Raw genomic sequence first — 15,347 nt, forward strand, 5'->3', positions numbered from 1 at the left:
CCACTCACGGCGCCACCAGGCGCCGAGCCGCCAGTACAACGGCCCCCCGCTGCGCGGCGACCCGATCGGCCCCGGACCGGCCCGCCGCGACATGCGCGGCTGTCGTACGGGCCAGTTCGGTCAGCATCCGCAGCAGAGTCGACGCCGGGATCTCGGCGGTGATCACCCCGTCCTGTTGGCCCCGGCGCAGTTCGGCCAGTTTGGGGTCCAGTGTGCGGCGCAGCACCTCGGCGAGGGCCGGATCGTCGGCGGGTTCCAGTTCCGCCCAGGCCTGCAGGCGGGCGTCGTCGGGGTGGGCCAGGAAATGATCGAAGAGCCGGCCCGCGTACCCGGGCACATCGTCGGCACGCAGCGCCGTCTCCGCCGTCGTTTCTCCGGTCCAGCGCTCGGTGACCGCGACGTAGAGCTCGTTCTTCCCCGGGAAGTAGGCGTAGAGGCGGTCCTTGCTGGCCTGCGCCGCTGTCGCGATCCGGTTGATCCGGGCGCCGGCCACACCGTACCGGGCGAACTCCGCCTTGGCGGCACCGAGAATCCGTTCCCGGGTTGCCATCCCTGCTGCTCGCATGCGCCGATCCTAGTTTACGAACCACATGGTTCGGGACTACGGTAGCCTTCCGAACCAAATGGTTCTGGAACTTCCGAGTCACTTCGACTCGGCTTCCGAAGACACCCGGTTCCCGACGACGAGGCACGGAGGCCTTCGATGGGCGAGCATTGGCAGCAACTGCGAAACCGCACAGAAGGAGTTACACCGGACGAACTGGACCGACTGTGGGCCCGGCTGCGACCGGCACGGGCCGAGGACATCCTCGGCGAATGGCGCGGGTCGGCATTCCAGACCGGGCATCCGCTGTGCCGGGCACTACCGCGGAGCCGGTGGTACGGCAAGCACTTCCGAGCCCTCGACGACGCCCAACCGCTGATCTGCCGGGCCGAGGACGGCTCGCTGTTCTCGAACGTCGAACTCGGCAACGGCGAAGCGACCCTGTGGAACATCGAGTTCCGAGGTGAGGTCACCGCCACGATGGTCTACGACGGCCGGGCGGTGTTCGATCATTTCAAATGGCTCGACGACACGACCTTGATGGGGATCATGAACGGCCGCCCGGAGCTCGTACTCGCCGACGGCGAGCATTTCTACTTCCTGCTGGAGCGAGTGTCCTGATGCGCACCACTGCTCTCGTATCCCGCGACCCCGCCGCCGAATTCACAGTGGAGGACGCCGAGGTCGACATGCCGGGCCCCGGCGAGATCCTGGTCCGGATCGCGGCCGCCGGAATCTGCCACACCGACCTGGTCGGGCGCGGCGCCGGGGCGGCCGACCGGCCGGTCCTGCTCGGCCACGAAGGCGCCGGCACCGTGGCCGCGGTCGGCCCCGGCGTAGACAGCGTCACCCCGGGGGATGCCGTGGTCCTGACCTTCCGGCACTGCGGTGACTGCGCCGCATGCCACGGCAACCGCCCCGCCTACTGCCGGCGCGCCACCGAACTGAACCGATTCGGCCCACGCGACCACGACCGGCCCCGGGTGACCGTCGGCGGGATACCCGCACTGTCCGGATACTTCGGCCAATCCAGTTTCGCCGGGTACGCGCTGACCACCGCCGACAACACCGTCCGCATCGAGCCCGGCGTCGACCCGGCAGTGGCCGCCCCGCTCGGCTGCGGCTTCCAGACCGGCGCCGGAGCAGTGCTCAACGTACTTCGCCCGGACCCCGGGTCATGGCTGGTCATCCACGGCGCCGGTGCGGTCGGTACGGCTGCGCTACTGGCCGCCCGAACTCTGCCGGACGTCCGGGTGGCAGTCGTCGAGACCTCGGCCGGGCGGCGGCGGTTGGCCGGTGAACTCGGCGCGGAGGTGTCGATCGACCCGGCCACAGCCGATCCGGTGGCGGAGATCCGCACGTGCACCGGCGGCGGCGCCACCCACGCACTCGACACCACCGGATCGGCGGCAGTGCTGGGGCAGGCAGTGTCGTCGCTGACCACCGGGGCGACCGTCGTCGCGGTCGGACTGGGTTCCGGCACCCCTCCGGTGGACATCGCCGACATCGTGTTGTCCGGCAAGACGATCCGCGGCTGCCTGGAGGGCGATGCCGTCCCGGCCACCTTCATCCCCCACCTGCTCGAACTGCACCGGCGCGGACGATTCCCGATGGATCGTCTCGTGACGCGCTACCCGCACACCGAGATCGCGACCGCACTGGCCGATCAGCGTGCCGGTCGCGTGATCAAGCCGGTGTTGACCTGGTGACCGCCCGCCGCACGGATCCCGGCCGGACAGGCGCAGCAACCGGACGCCACCACGGCGGCCGGCCCGCGAGCAGATGCCATAGCCGGCTGATCATGGTCCAATGACCGAATGACCGGAGCAGTGGTTCCGCTCGGCGCGCTGCGCGACGAGCAGTCGAACGGGTTGGCCGCCTTGCTGCGCCGGCGGCGCAGTGTTCGTGACTTCGCGCAACGAGCGGTGTCACTGCGCCAGGTCGCCGGATTGTGCTGGGCAGCGCAGGGCCGGTTGCCGGACGGCCGTCGCGTCGCCCCATCGGCGCACCGGCTGTATCCGATGACGGTGTCGGTCGTGGCGGGCGAAGTGGACGGGCTGGCCACCGGAATCCACCGATACGACGCCGAGAACGACAGCCTGCGCACGATCACCGGCGGTGACCATCGCCGTGCCGTCGCCGACTGCACCCTCGCCGACCGGGAGTGGCTGCCCCGCGCGGCGATCCTGCTCCTGCTCAGCGGCGACCTGCGCAGCGCGACCGACCATTTCGCCGACCAACCGCCGCGGGGCCGTCGCGGCGGGCGTTATGTGTACCTCGAAGCGGGCCACGTCGCCCAGAACATCTACCTACAGGCCACCGAGGACGGCCTCTGCGCGGTGCTGGTAGCCGGATTCGACGACAACCGACTACTGAACCTCGATCCGCCGGCGGTCCCGTCCGGACACCACCCGTTGGGCATCCTGGCCGTCGGCCATCCCGCATAGCTCGCTCGAATCCGGTCGTGCGGTCTCCGAACTTCCGGAGAATCCACATGTTTGCCCGCCCGAGATCACCCTCAAAATGACGTGTTGTACATCACATATATAGCCCGACGACGCTACTCGACATCTCCGCATATCGCCACCTTCCATAGTTGAATACGACTGTGTACAAAGCTTTTTCACACTGATTCGCTCGCCAACTCGATCATGTCCGGCTACTATCGCTTGCGGCGCTTCGCTCATCTCCGCCGTGTTTGCCCTCTGCTCCTCGGCGCCGTCTTCTGCCCGCACCGATCTGCGAGAACAGGACGAATCATGACCGATCTGGCCGACCCCATCTCCACCGGAGCCTCCGACGCACCGCAGCTGAGTCTCAGCACCGCAGCCGCCCGAAATCTCGCGACGACCACCAAGTCGGTCCCGCAGATGCAGGGCATCACATCCCGCTGGTTGCTGAAGATGTTGCCGTGGATCCAGGCCGACGGCGGTGTCTACCGCGTCAACCGGCGACTCACCTACACCATCGGCGACGGCCGAATCACCTGTTTCGCCACCGCAGGTGAGGTCCGGGTGCTCGCCGCCGAACTGCGCGAACTGCGCTACCTGCGCGATTTCGCCGACGACACCGCACTGCAGGCGCTCGCCGAATGCTTCGTCCGCCGCGACTACCAGCCCGGTGAGGTCATGGCCGAAGCCGGCCGCCCCGCAGAGGAACTGGTACTGCTCGCGCACGGCAAGGCCAACAAGCTCGGCGAAGGCGAGTACGGCGAACAGACCGTTCTCGAGGTGATGACCGACGGCCGCTTCTTCGGCGAACGGATCCTCGGCGAGCAGGTCGACGACTGGGATTTCACCGTCAAGGCGGTCACCCCGTGCACCGTCATGGTCCTGACCGACCGCGCCCTCGCCGAGGCCAGCGACCGCATCGAATCGCTGCGGGCGCACGTCCGGATGGCCTGGCTCGAGGAACAGGAGCGCGCCCAGTTCGCCAATGCCGACGGTGAAGCCGTCATCGGCCTGGCCTCCGGACACCAGGGCGAACAACAGCTGCAGGGCACCTTCGTCGATTACGAACTGCACCCGCGTGAATTCGAACTCAGTGTCGCGCAGACGGTACTGCGTGTGCACAGCCGCGTCGCGGATCTCTACAACAAGCCCATGGATCAGATCGAGCAGCAGCTGCGCCTGACCATCGAGGCCCTGCGCGAACGCCAGGAAGACGAGATGATCAACAATCCGGATTTCGGGTTGCTGCACAACGCCGGCCTGCGCCAGCGGACCACCACGCTCTCCGGCCCGCCGACGCCGGACGATATGGACGAGCTGCTGTCCATGGTGTGGAAGGAACCGTCGTTCTTCCTGGCCCATCCGAAGGCGATCGCCGCCTTCGGCGCCGAGTGCAACCGGAAGGGTGTCTATCCGGGCAGTGTCGAGCTGAACGGACATCAGGTACCGGCCTGGCGCGGTATTCCGGTGTTGCCCTGCAACAAGATCGGCGTCTCGGCGACCCGGACCACGTCGATCATGTTGATGCGCACCGGCGAACAGTCGCAGGGCGTGATCGGACTGCGGCAGACCGGCATTCCCGACGAGTACGAGCCCGGCCTGAACGTGCGCTTCATGGGCATCGACGACAAGGCGATCATCTCGTATCTGGTCAGCACCTACTATTCGGCGGCTGTACTGGTGCCGGACGCGCTGGGCATCCTCGACGGGGTCCAGCTGGGTGCCGAGGGCTGACCGTGCAACCCTTCGAACTGCCCGACTTCTACGTGGCCCACCCCGCGCGGCTCAACCCGCACGTGGCCACTGCGCGGGCACATACGAAACGCTGGGCCTATGAGATGGGCATGCTCGGCGACGCCGTCGGCGGCGATGTGGTGTGGGACGAGGCGAGTTTCGACGGCATGGACTACGCCGGGCTGTGTGCCTACACCCATCCGGAAGCCACGGCCGAGGTTCTGGACACGGTGACCGACTGGTACACCTGGGTCTTCTATTTCGACGACCATTTTCTCGAGGCGTTCAAGCGGACCGGCGATCTGGACGGTGCCCGCGTGTACCTCGACCGGCTCGCCACGTTCATGCCGGCCGACGGCACCACGATGCCCGAACCGACGAACCCGGACGAGCGCGGGCTCGGCGATCTCTGGGCCCGCACCGTGCCGTCGATGTCGTTCGCCTGGCGGGAACGGTTCGCCGAGAGCACCCGGAACCTGCTGCTGGACTGTGTGTGGGAGATCCGCAACATCACCGGCGCCCGGGTGCCGAACCCGATCGACTACATCGAGATGCGGCGCAAGGTAGGGGGTGCACCCTGGTCGGCAGATCTGGTCGAGTACGCCCGCGGCGTGGAGGTCCCGGAGCAACTGGTCGGCACCCGGCCGATGCGGGTGCTGAAGGACACCTTCGCCGATGCGGTGCACCTGCGCAACGATATTTTCTCATACCAGCGGGAGACCGAACAGGAAGGCGAGGTCAACAACGGGGTGCTGGTGGTGGAGCGCTTCTTCGAATGCACCCCGCAGCAGGCGGCCGAGGTGGTCAACGACCAGCTGACCTCGCGCATGCACCAATTCGAGAACACAGTACTCACCGAACTGCCCGGCCTCTTCGACGAACATGCACTCGATGCCGGCGGGCGCGCCGCGGCACTGTCCTATGTGCAGGGGCTGCAGGATTGGCAGTCCGGTGGCCACGAATGGCATCTGCGTTCCAACCGCTACATGAACGAGTCCGTCACGCCCCGGACGATGCCCACCGGGCCGGTCGGCATCGGTACCGCGCTGTCCCGATCCGGCTTCTGGAAGGGGCTGGCCGGGCCCGGAGGTGCCCGCAGTCACACCCAGGTCGGGCTGCGGCCGGTGGGGCGGCTACCGCTACCGGACTTCGATGTGCCGTTCGAGCTCAGCCTGAGCCCGCATCTGCCCATCGCCCGGCGGGAGAGCATCGACTGGGCCGAGCGGGTCGGCTTCCATGATCCGGTTCCCGAACTCGGCGGCCGGCAGGTGTGGACCCGCGCCGAGACCACCGGCTTCGACTTCGCGCTGTGCTCGGCCGGCCTCGATCCGGATGCGGACGCGGACGCCCTCACGCTGTCGGCCGAATGGCTCACCTGGGGTACCTGGGGTGATGACTATTTTCCGGTCGCCTTCGCCCCGTCCGGGTCGGCCGGGGCGATGGCAGCGGCCAAGGCCTGCCAGGCGCGGCTGTCGCTGTTCATGCCGCTGGATCCCGAGACCATGCCGGAGCCGGCCACTCCACTGGAACGCGGTCTCGCCGATCTCTGGCCCCGCACTGCCGGACCGATGACGATGCCCGCGCGGCAGACATTTCGAGCCGCAGTGGAATCCATGACCTCGAGCTGGCTGTGGGAGGTCGCCAACCATATTCAGCATCGGGTGCCGGATCCGGTGGACTATCTGGAGATGCGGCGCCGCACCTTCGGTTCGGACCTCACCATCGCCCTGTCCAAGATCGCCCGCGGTGGGCAGGTGCCCGAAGCCGTGTTCGAGACCGGCACCATGCAGGCCGTCGAACGCGCCGCCCAGGACTACGGGTGCCTGATCAACGATATGTTCTCCTACCAGAAGGAGATCGAGTACGAAGGCGAGCTACACAATGCGGTGCTGGTCGTCGAGTCGTTCTTCGACTGCGACCGGGACCGGGCGGCCGCGGTGGTGGACGACCTCATGCGGGCCCGGATGCGGCAGTTCCAGCGCCTGGTGGCCGAGGAACTGCCGGTACTGTTCGACCACCACCGGCTCGACGAGTCCGCCCGAGCTGCCCTGCTGGGCTATATCGGCGAACTCCGGGACTGGATCGCGGGCATCCTGAACTGGCATCGGAAGTCGAGCCGGTACCGGACCGAGAACCTGCACTACCCGCTCGCGGACCGGCCACACGCCGGCGGTGGCGCCGATTCTTCCGAGGTCGGCGGTGCACCGAGCACGCCGGTACCCGGCCGCCGCCTCGGCGCCCGCGGTCCGGCCGGAATCGGCACTGCCGCCGCGTTCCCGCTCCGGCACGCGTCGGTTCCCCGGTCTTCGACCGGCACACCGGCTGCCGCGGCGGCCGGGTCCGCCGCCACCACCGCGGCACCCCCGAGCAGCGCTCCCGGTACGTCGATATCCCTTGCCCCCACCGGAATCGGCACCTCTGCGGCCCGGCTCCATCCGCGGAGCCCTGGCGGCCGAACCGCCGAACCCCAGCCCCCCACTACGGGAAGGAAGCTCCCGTGACGCGCTCCGATATCACCGGTGTCCGACCGGATTCGACCACCGCACTCGGCACCGCAGCCGCACGCACACTGGCCACCACCACCAAATCGGTGCCACAGATGCAGGGCATCACGCCACGCTGGCTGCTGCGCATGCTTCCGTGGGTGGAAGTGGCCGGCGGCGCCTACCGGCTGAACCGGCAACTGAGCTACACCGTCGGCAACGATCGGATCACCTGCACGGTCGCCGGTGGCGTGTACCGACTGATCCCGAAGGAGCTCCGGGAGCTGCGGGCACTGCACGGCTTCGCGGACGACGATGTGCTGCGGGACCTGGCGAACACCTTCCGGCAGCAGGAGTTCCGCCCCGGCGAGACCATCTGCGAATTCGGCAACACGGTCGCAGACCTGCACGTGATCGCCCACGGCCGGGTGACCCTCGCCGGTGTCGGCGAGTACGGCGAACGGGTACAACTCGACGTGATTGCCGACGGTGACCATCTCGGTGGCAGCATGCTGCTCGGGGAGCAACCGATCTGGGAGTTCACCGCCACCGCCGAGACCCCGTGCACCGTGCTGACGCTGCCGCGGCAGACCTTCGAGCGTGTCCGGGATCGCTATCCGCAACTGGCCACACATCTCGAGTCGGTCCGGTCCACCGTGGCGGCCCAGCGTGCCCGCTCCGACAAGTACGGACAGGCTGCCATCGACCTCGCCGCCGGTCACCGCGGAGAGCAGGCGTTGACCGGAACCTATGTCGACTACGACCCGCAGCCCCGCGAATACGAACTGAGCGTTGCGCAGTTGCTGCTGCGGGTGCACACCCGCGTCACCGATCTGTACAACGAGCCGATGGACCAGCTGGAACAGCAGCTACGCCTGTCCGTCGCAGCACTGCGGGAACGCCAGGAACTGGATCTGCTCACCGACCCCGGATACGGGTTACTGAACAATGTCGACGCCACCCAGCGGCTGCGTTCGGCCACCGGCCGCCCGACCCCGGACGACCTCGACCGGCTGCTCGCCCGCCGCCGCAAAACCGCGTTCTTCCTGGCCCACCCCAGAGTCATCGCCCAGTTCGGCCGGGAATGCACCGCCCGGGGAATCTACCCCGCACAGACCGAGCTCGACGGACAGACCGTCCACGCCTGGCGCAATGTGCCGTTACTGCCGTCGGACAAGATTCCGATCTCCGCGGCCGGCACCAGCACGATCCTGGCCATGCGAGTCGGCGAACGCGACGACGGAGTGATCGGGCTGCGTCACACCGGCCTGCCCGACGAGTACGCACCCGGAATCAACGTTCGCTTCACCGGTATCGACGACCGGGCCGTCGCGGCCTACCTGATCAGCGCCAACCATGCCGCAGCGGTACTGGTACCGGACGCGCTCGGTGCGCTGACGAACATCCAGCTGGGCCGCTGAACTCCGTGCCACTGTCCCCGACCCGATCAGGACGTGACCATGCCCCACAGCCCCGGACCGCTCGCCGTGACCGGTGAGCCTGCTGTCCCCGACCGGACCGCCACCGAAGTCCTCGAACACAGCCGCGACGCCTGCGCGGCCACCATGCGCGCCGCCGTCCACGCCCTGCCGAGCACCGTCCGCCACATTGCCGGCTACCACCTCGGCTGGTGGGATCACGACGGCCGCCCGGAACGGCGGGACGGCGGCAAGGCCCTCCGTCCGGCCCTGGTTCTGCTCGCCGCGAGGATGACCGGCGGAGACCCGGCACCTGCGCTACCGGCGGCGGTGGCCGTCGAACTGGTGCACAACTTCTCGCTACTGCACGACGATGTGATGGACCGGGACACCACCCGCCGCCACCGGCCGACCGCGTGGACCGTCTTCGGTGTCGGACCGGCCATCCTCACCGGCGACGCACTCGTCACTCAGGCCTTCGAGATGGTCGCCGGCAGCGGACACCCCTGCGCCACCGAAGCGTCGAACCTGCTCAGTCGTTCGGTGTTGCACCTCGTCGACGGACAGTGCGCGGATATGAGTTTCGAGCGGCGCAACGACGTCACGGTGGACGAATGCCTCGCGATGGCCGATCGCAAAACCGGCGCCCTGTTCGGCTGCGCGACCGCCCTCGGCGGCCTGTTCGGCGGTGGTGAGCCCGGAGAGCTGTTGCGGCTGCGGGAATTCGGCCGGCTGTTCGGCCGCGCCTTCCAGCACACCGATGACCTGCTGGGTATCTGGGGCGATCCGGTCGTCACCGGAAAGCCCGTCTACTCCGATCTGCGCAGCCGGAAGAAGTCGCTGCCGGTCGTCCACGCACTGTGCTCGGACTCTGCGGAGGGTCGTGCCCTGGCCGAGCTGTACCACCGCGAAGAGCCGCTCGACGACGCGGAACTGGCGGTCGCCGCCGATCTGGTCGAGGCCGCCGGTGGCCGGGCGTGGAGCAGTGCGGAAGCCGGTCGGCTCTACGAACAGGCGATGGCCACCGTCGACGATATCCGGGCCGATCCGGCTGCCGTGGCCGAGCTGGGGCTGGTCGCTGCGCTCGCCGCCGATCGGAGCAACTGAGGCCTACCGCGACCCGGAACCGGACGAGCCGTCCTGCTGCGCAAGGTAGTCCTGGTAGGAGGGCGCGACCGCCGGAAAATCGGACGGCGCGCCCAGCCACCCGCGGTAGGACGGCGGCCGGCCGCCGTCGACATCGACCACGCCGTACTCGGCACCGAGCTCCGAACCCCATGCGATGGTGCCGGTCCGGCGCAACACGTCCGGGTCGGCCGCCAGGGCCGCGATCAGCCGGCCGGTGAACTCGGGCGATTCCATGCCGGGGAAAGTTCCGGTCAGCAGATCGGGTACGGCCTCGGCGGCGGCAGCGACGCGTTCGGTGGCCAGCACCCCCATCCAGATCGACAGTACCGTGACACCGTGCGGACGCAGTTCCTGCGCCATGTCGTAAGTCAGTTTGTCGCCGCCGGCTTTCCCGGCGCCGTAGGTGGGGCCGTGCACCCCGGGCAGATGGGTGCGCGCACCCGGCGAGGAGGTCTGGACCAGCAGACCGCGCCGGGTGATCAGCAGCGGCGCCGCATAGTGTGCTGCGACATAGTGTGAGCGGAGCCCGACATCGAGCGGGGCTACCTCCTCGCGCAACGGCCGCTCCCAGAAACCCTGATCCGGTCCGGCCGGCATCCCGGGCAGAGTGGTGGCGTTGTTGACGAGGACATCCAGTCCGCCGTATTCCCGTTCCACCCGTTCGAAGAGTTCCCGGACCTGCTCGTCGTCGGCATGGTCGCACACCACCGGCACCCCGGTGCCACCGCGGGCATCGATCTCGGCCGCGGTCTCGAAAACACTGCCCGGCAGCCCTTCCCGACTGCGTTCTCCCCGGGGTGTCCGTCCCGTGACGAACACCGTCGCTCCGGTCTCGGCCAAGGCGAGCGCGATACCCTTGCCCGCGCCCCGGGACGCACCGGTCACCACCACAACATGTTTCCGACCTGTCATCGCTGCCGAACCTCCGATCGTCGTGGATCGGTCACCGATTCCGGGCGGCCGACCGCTGCTCGTTGCAGCGAACGCTAGGCGCCGCCCGGGCAGGTGTCGGCGAATCGTCCCGCTGGCCGGGAGTCCCGGCCGCCTGTGGTGCTACGGAGTCGAGAATCCGATCAAGGCGCCGATTCCCGCACCGATCGGCACGGTCACCAAGGCACCGACGCCACCGAGGAAGAAGCCGAGCACCGCACCGATACCGGCGCCGATGAGCGCCCCGACCGCGGCGTTGTGCTGTTTGCGGGCCAGGGTGTCCTGTTCGGCATCGATGAGCCCGCCGAGCCGATCGGTCACCGCCGCGGGCGCATCCACGGCGCGCAGGGTCAGCGTGCGGGCATCGGCACCGATTTCGGCGGCGAGATCGTAGGTTCCGGTGGCTGTGGCGATCGTGGTGGGCACCGTGGCGACGATGCGGCCGCTGCCGTCGGTCCAGGTGACCGCGCTGCCGCCGGCGGTGAGTGCGAAGACGCCCGCCGTGGCGGCGGTGGTCACGCCGGTGGCATCGGCCAGTGGGGTCACCGAGTAGCCGATACCGTCCTGGACGCCGTGCACCGTCGGCGGCACCATCTCGGCCGGTGCCGCCCGGCCTGCCCCGGCGGCCACGGTCAGCGCCCCGACCGCCAGCAGCGATACGGCGCCGGACCGGAGTGTATTCCTCGAAATCATCGTCCCCTCCAATCAGCGTGCCCGAATGGGCGAAAGATCCCCGACCGGACCGGAAATCGGTCCCGGATCATTGTGACCACCGGCGCCGGGAACGCGGAACCCGGAACGGCCGATCGCGGAAACATCCGCTCGGCGGCGGCGCGTCTCCGGCTCATCTTCGGTACCGGCAGGAACGGGGGCATTGGTTTTCCGGGTGCCGTCGGCAGCTGCCCGGACCCGGCGAAGCCGCCGGTGCGCGGTCGGAGGCCGGGTAGTGGAACCTCCGTACGGCGCACCGGCGGTACAGGCTCGCGGAACTTCATCAGCTGTGCGTCGGCGAACCGGGCCCACCCGGTCGGGGTTCCCGAATGAGCCATCGCAACATTAGGCGGGTGCCGACGGTCCCGGCAGCCTCGGTGACGAGGTCTGCGACATCACCCGATCGGGAGGGCATCGGCATTGTCCCGCGCCACATCCGCCGACCGGGACCGGTTCCGTTGTGGTAGTGCGGGTTCAGCGCCGGATGTACGGCCGGAGCAGGACGGCGAGCTGGGTGCGCAGGTCGTCGAACGGACGGCCGGTCTTCAGCGCACGGCACTGCAGGATGGCGCCCTCGATCGCCGACAGCAGCAGACCGGCCAGTGCGGCGGCGGTCTCCGGGTCTGCACCCGCCGCGATCAGGCCGTCGGCGAGGCGGCCGGTCCATTGGCCGAACGCCTCCCCCGCCGCCGCCTGGACCGTGGGATCCAATTCGTCGAGCGCCGCGGCCATCATGAACGAGCCGGACCGGAAATCACTGGATTCGAGCTCTCTGCGCCAGAAGCCGAACAGGTCGTCGAGCCATTGTTCGGCCGATCCGGCGGACGGCAGGGCATCGGCCATCGCGCTGAGGTGCGAGTACACCAGCCGGGAGACGATCCGCGCGGCGGTCTCCACCAGTTCGCTCTTACCGGCCGGGAAGTGCTGATACAGCGAGTTGCGGGACGCCCGGCTGCGTTCGAGCAGCACATTCAGCCCGGTGGCGTGGACACCGTGCTCCTGCACGGTGGCGATGGTGCCGGCGATCAACCGGGCGCGGGGTCCGGCGGACATACGAGCACTCCTCACGACGACCTCTTGATTGAACCGATCGGTCCATGTTAGAACTCTGCCATGTGAACCGATCGGTTCACATGGAGAGGACGTCATGTCTGTGCAGATCACCACTGCCGCGCCGGTCGCTCATGCCGGACTACTGGGACTCGGGGTGTATCGCCCGCGCCGGGTGGTGCCGAACGCCGAGATCGTCGAGCAGATCGATTCCTCCGACGAGTGGATCCGGACCAGGTCCGGAATCACCGCGCGGCATTGGGCCGAGCCCGACGAGTCGATCGTGTCGATGAGTACCGCCGCCGCCCGGGACGCGCTGGCCGCGGCCGGGCTCACCGCCGATCGCATCGATGCGGTCGTGCTGGCGACGTCGTCCCAGATGGTGCTGGGCCCGTCCGCGGGCGCGGTGGTCGCCGCGGAGCTGGGAATGCACGATACGGCCGCCTTCGACGTGTCCGCCGGTTGTGCGGGCTTCTGCTACGCACTCGGCAACGCCGCGGCGCTGGTGCGGTCCGGGCAGGCCCGGCACGTCCTGGTGATCGGCGTCGAGCGGCTGTCGGATCTGCTCGACCCGACCGACCGGACCTGCGCGTTCATCTTCGCCGACGGTGCGGGCGCCGCCGTCGTGGGCCCGGCCGAGGCCGAGGGTATCGGCCCGGTGGCCTGGGGCTCCGACGGTACCCAGACCTCCGCGATCAAACAGGACAAGGATTTCCAGCAGTACTTCGCCGAGGTCGCCGCGGCCGAGGCCACCGGCGGTACTTCGGAGCGCCCGTACATCCGGATGAACGGGCAAGCGGTCTTCCGCTGGGCGGTGACCTATCTGGAGAAGGCCTGCCGGGATGCCCTGGACCTGGCCGGAGTCGGAGTCGGTGACCTGGATGCCTTCGTACCGCACCAGGCGAACAGCCGGATCACCGATGCCCTGACCCGCACCCTCGGCGTCCCGGATTCGGTCGCGGTGGCCCGCGATATCGCCGATTCGGGCAATACCAGCGCGGCATCCATCCCGATGGCCATGGAGCAGTTGCTGCGTTCCGGCGCGGCCCGCCCCGGCGACACCGCGCTACTGCTCGGCTTCGGTGCCGGTCTCGCCTACGCCGGCCAGGTCGTCCGGCTGCCCACGATCGGCGCGGACTGACCGGCGAGACGCCGGGTGCTCAGGCCGCGGCACCGTGGTAGAAGTACCGGCCCAGCCCGACGGTGAACACCAGGATGCCGTACAGCGCATGCTCCACCGATACCGTCAGCAGCGAACCGGTACGGTGGTAGCGGTGCGCGAAGAGGCCACCGGCGGCGGCACTGAGCACCACCGACACCCAGCTGCCGAAGATGATGTGGGCGAACCCGAACGCCGCCGCACTCGCCACCACCATCCCGGCGCCGGTCCCGAACAGCGGGGCGTACCGCCGGAACAGAAACGCCCGGAACAGTAGTTCCTGCGGATACACGCTCACCAGCGGGTAGAAGACCAGCACCAGCAACCAGATCAGCGGACGTTCCCGGGGCAGTTCGAACAGGGCGGCCGGGTCCCGCCACCAGACGGCCAGCGTGAGCAGCACGGCCGCACCGGACCACAGCGCCAGAATCGATCCGAGCTCGGCACGCAATGCGGACATCCCACCGAATCCGGTCCGCCCGAATCCGGTCCGCCGCAGGTACACCACCACCAGCGCCGCGATACCGAGCAGGAACGGCACCGGACTCATCCCCCGCAGCAGGAGCGCATACCCCGCGACGACTCCGAAGAACACTGCGACGTACTCGACGGCGAGCCGGGCCCGCCCACTGACGATCACCACCCGACCATAACCGCACGCACCGGGATCCGCTTCCGCACAGCGCTTCCCACCCGAGTCACTCGGAACGCGGTTCGACCACCGGAACCGCCGGACCGGATCGGTCGCCCGGCCGGGACGGATCCGCCGGACGGCCGAGTCGCGCCCGGACGGAGCGATGCCGCCCGGGGCTGTCGGGGGTGGGTGCGGCGGCGCCGGACCGGACCCGGACGGCGGTCGCCGCACAGACGATCACCACCAGTGCGCCGATCGCGAGCGGCCGGGTCAGCGGTTCGGCCAGCAGCACGGCGGCCCAGCCGAGGGTCAAGACGGGCTGCACGAGCTGCACCTGTGCGACGCGGGTCATCGGACCGGCCGCCAGGCCCCGATACCAGGCGAAGAAACCCAGGTACATGCTCACCACCGCCAGGTAGCCGAACGCGGCCCAGCCGGCGACCGTACCGGCAGGCGGCTGCCACGCCGACGACAACACCGTGGCCGCCGTCATCGCCGGCGCCCACAGCACCAGTGCCCAGGACACCGTCTGCCAGGCCCCGAGCTCGCGGGCGAGCATCCCACCCTCGGCATATCCGATCGCCGCGGCGAGGACCGCACCGAAGAGCAACAGGTCGGCGGCACCCAGCGCGCCGAGGCCGTTGTCCCGGACACCGGCGAAGACCACCGCGGCGGCCACGCCCGCCCCGGCCGCACCCCAGAAGGCCGGCGGCGGGCGTTCCCCGGTGCGCAGGACCGCGGCCACCGCGGTGGCCGCGGGCAGCACTGCGATCACGACGGCACCGTGGCCGGCCGAAGTGCTGTCTAGCGCCAGCGAGGTCAGGATGGGAAACCCCGCGACGACCCCACCACCGACCACGACCAGTCGCAGCCATTGCCGGCCGTGTGGCAGCGGTTGCCCGGTCAGCGCCAGCGCGAGAGCGGCGAGCACGGCAGCGACAACAGCACGGCCGGTGCCGACGAACAGCGGGGGCAGCCCACCGATCACGGCGAGCTTGGTGCCGGGGACCGTCAAGGAGAAGGCGGTGACTCCGAGCAGACCCCACCGCAACCCGGGCTCCGATAGCACCGATGACATCGGGGTAGTAGCGCTACTATGATCTCTC

The 15,347-nt window shown here is 69.1% G+C and carries 14 protein-coding genes; 8 read left to right on the plus strand and 6 right to left on the minus strand.

The genetic code is table 11. The annotated features are described in order from the left end of the window. Nucleotides 1-4 precede the first annotated feature (4 nt). Nucleotides 5-565: a TetR/AcrR family transcriptional regulator gene (locus tag AC1HFH_RS17225; RefSeq protein ID WP_480243814.1), complete on the minus strand. Its 561-nt coding sequence runs from the start codon at nt 563-565 to the stop codon at nt 5-7. A gap of 138 nt (nt 566-703) precedes the next feature. On the opposite strand from AC1HFH_RS17225, the gene AC1HFH_RS17230 reads away from it, so the two are divergent. The 7 genes from AC1HFH_RS17230 to AC1HFH_RS17260 all read left to right on the plus strand — a co-directional run bounded on the left by AC1HFH_RS17230 (nt 704) and on the right by AC1HFH_RS17260 (nt 9,736). Further along, the gene (locus AC1HFH_RS17230; protein WP_480243815.1) at nt 704-1,165 is read left to right on the plus strand and encodes a DUF4334 domain-containing protein; all 462 of its coding nucleotides are present in this window, start codon (nt 704-706) and stop codon (nt 1,163-1,165) included. Then, entirely contained in the window at nt 1,165-2,253 is a 1,089-nt protein-coding gene (locus AC1HFH_RS17235) for an NAD(P)-dependent alcohol dehydrogenase (RefSeq protein ID WP_480243816.1), read from the plus strand. Before AC1HFH_RS17230 ends, AC1HFH_RS17235 begins: the two co-directional genes overlap by 1 nt. Nucleotides 2,254-2,361: 108 nt before the next feature. After that, entirely contained in the window at nt 2,362-2,991 is a 630-nt protein-coding gene (locus AC1HFH_RS17240; protein WP_480243817.1) for a SagB/ThcOx family dehydrogenase, read from the plus strand. Nucleotides 2,992-3,303: 312 nt separating this feature from the next. Continuing rightward, nucleotides 3,304-4,728: a family 2B encapsulin nanocompartment shell protein gene (locus AC1HFH_RS17245; RefSeq protein WP_480243818.1), complete on the plus strand. Its 1,425-nt coding sequence runs from the start codon at nt 3,304-3,306 to the stop codon at nt 4,726-4,728. A gap of 2 nt (nt 4,729-4,730) precedes the next feature. After that, nucleotides 4,731-7,229 carry a terpene synthase family protein gene (locus AC1HFH_RS17250; RefSeq protein WP_480243819.1) on the plus strand — a complete coding sequence of 833 codons (2,499 nt, stop codon included), beginning with the start codon at nt 4,731-4,733 and terminating at the stop codon, nt 7,227-7,229. Further along, entirely contained in the window at nt 7,226-8,632 is a 1,407-nt protein-coding gene (locus tag AC1HFH_RS17255; protein WP_480243820.1) for a family 2B encapsulin nanocompartment shell protein, read from the plus strand. Before AC1HFH_RS17250 ends, AC1HFH_RS17255 begins: the two co-directional genes overlap by 4 nt. 39 nt (nt 8,633-8,671) lie before the next feature. Next, nucleotides 8,672-9,736, plus strand: a complete 1,065-nt coding sequence (locus AC1HFH_RS17260; protein WP_480243821.1) for a family 2 encapsulin nanocompartment cargo protein polyprenyl transferase — start codon at nt 8,672-8,674, stop codon at nt 9,734-9,736. Between the two features lie 3 nt (nt 9,737-9,739). Here AC1HFH_RS17260 and AC1HFH_RS17265 read toward each other — a convergent pair whose 3' ends face one another. The 3 genes from AC1HFH_RS17265 to AC1HFH_RS17275 form a co-directional block, all read right to left on the minus strand. Beyond that, nucleotides 9,740-10,669, minus strand: a complete 930-nt coding sequence (locus AC1HFH_RS17265) for an SDR family NAD(P)-dependent oxidoreductase (RefSeq protein WP_480243822.1) — start codon at nt 10,667-10,669, stop codon at nt 9,740-9,742. A 141-nt stretch (nt 10,670-10,810) separates the two neighbouring features. Next, entirely contained in the window at nt 10,811-11,380 is a 570-nt protein-coding gene (locus tag AC1HFH_RS17270; protein ID WP_480243823.1) for a DUF8020 domain-containing protein, read from the minus strand. 492 nt (nt 11,381-11,872) lie between these two features. Beyond that, nucleotides 11,873-12,451 (minus strand): TetR/AcrR family transcriptional regulator, encoded by a 579-nt coding sequence (locus tag AC1HFH_RS17275; protein WP_480243824.1) that lies wholly within the window; start codon nt 12,449-12,451, stop codon nt 11,873-11,875. A gap of 94 nt (nt 12,452-12,545) precedes the next feature. Here AC1HFH_RS17275 and AC1HFH_RS17280 point away from each other — a divergent pair, with 94 nt between their 5' ends. Next, the gene (locus AC1HFH_RS17280; RefSeq protein ID WP_480243825.1) at nt 12,546-13,589 is read left to right on the plus strand and encodes a beta-ketoacyl-ACP synthase III; all 1,044 of its coding nucleotides are present in this window, start codon (nt 12,546-12,548) and stop codon (nt 13,587-13,589) included. Nucleotides 13,590-13,608: 19 nt separating this feature from the next. Here the strand turns inward: AC1HFH_RS17280 and AC1HFH_RS17285 are convergent, their stop codons facing one another. Beyond that, on the minus strand, nt 13,609-14,247 hold the full coding sequence (locus AC1HFH_RS17285) for a CPBP family glutamic-type intramembrane protease (protein WP_480243826.1): 639 nt from the start codon (nt 14,245-14,247) through the stop codon (nt 13,609-13,611). Nucleotides 14,248-14,305: 58 nt separating this feature from the next. Further along, a complete protein-coding gene (locus AC1HFH_RS17290) occupies nt 14,306-15,319 on the minus strand; it encodes a DMT family transporter (protein ID WP_480243827.1) in 1,014 nt (337 codons plus the stop codon). Between the last annotated feature and the right edge of the window lie 28 nt (nt 15,320-15,347).

The sequence above is a fragment of the Nocardia sp. KT25-26 genome (genome assembly GCF_056627695.1).

Excerpts from the sequence above, each read along its gene's own strand:
- AC1HFH_RS17230 (WP_480243815.1), top strand. The coding sequence starts at position 704 with ATGGGCGAGCATTGGCAGCAACTGCGAAACCGCACAGAAGGAGTTACA.
- AC1HFH_RS17275 (WP_480243824.1), bottom strand. The coding sequence starts at position 12,451 with ATGTCCGCCGGACCCCGCGCCCGGTTGATCGCCGGCACCATCGCCACC.
- AC1HFH_RS17260 (WP_480243821.1), top strand. The coding sequence starts at position 8,672 with ATGCCCCACAGCCCCGGACCGCTCGCCGTGACCGGTGAGCCTGCTGTC.
- AC1HFH_RS17245 (WP_480243818.1), top strand. The coding sequence starts at position 3,304 with ATGACCGATCTGGCCGACCCCATCTCCACCGGAGCCTCCGACGCACCG.
- AC1HFH_RS17225 (WP_480243814.1), bottom strand. The coding sequence starts at position 565 with ATGCGAGCAGCAGGGATGGCAACCCGGGAACGGATTCTCGGTGCCGCC.
- AC1HFH_RS17240 (WP_480243817.1), top strand. The coding sequence starts at position 2,362 with ATGACCGGAGCAGTGGTTCCGCTCGGCGCGCTGCGCGACGAGCAGTCG.
- AC1HFH_RS17290 (WP_480243827.1), bottom strand. The coding sequence starts at position 15,319 with ATGTCATCGGTGCTATCGGAGCCCGGGTTGCGGTGGGGTCTGCTCGGA.
- AC1HFH_RS17235 (WP_480243816.1), top strand. The coding sequence starts at position 1,165 with ATGCGCACCACTGCTCTCGTATCCCGCGACCCCGCCGCCGAATTCACA.
- AC1HFH_RS17270 (WP_480243823.1), bottom strand. The coding sequence starts at position 11,380 with ATGATTTCGAGGAATACACTCCGGTCCGGCGCCGTATCGCTGCTGGCG.
- AC1HFH_RS17265 (WP_480243822.1), bottom strand. The coding sequence starts at position 10,669 with ATGACAGGTCGGAAACATGTTGTGGTGGTGACCGGTGCGTCCCGGGGC.
- AC1HFH_RS17280 (WP_480243825.1), top strand. The coding sequence starts at position 12,546 with ATGTCTGTGCAGATCACCACTGCCGCGCCGGTCGCTCATGCCGGACTA.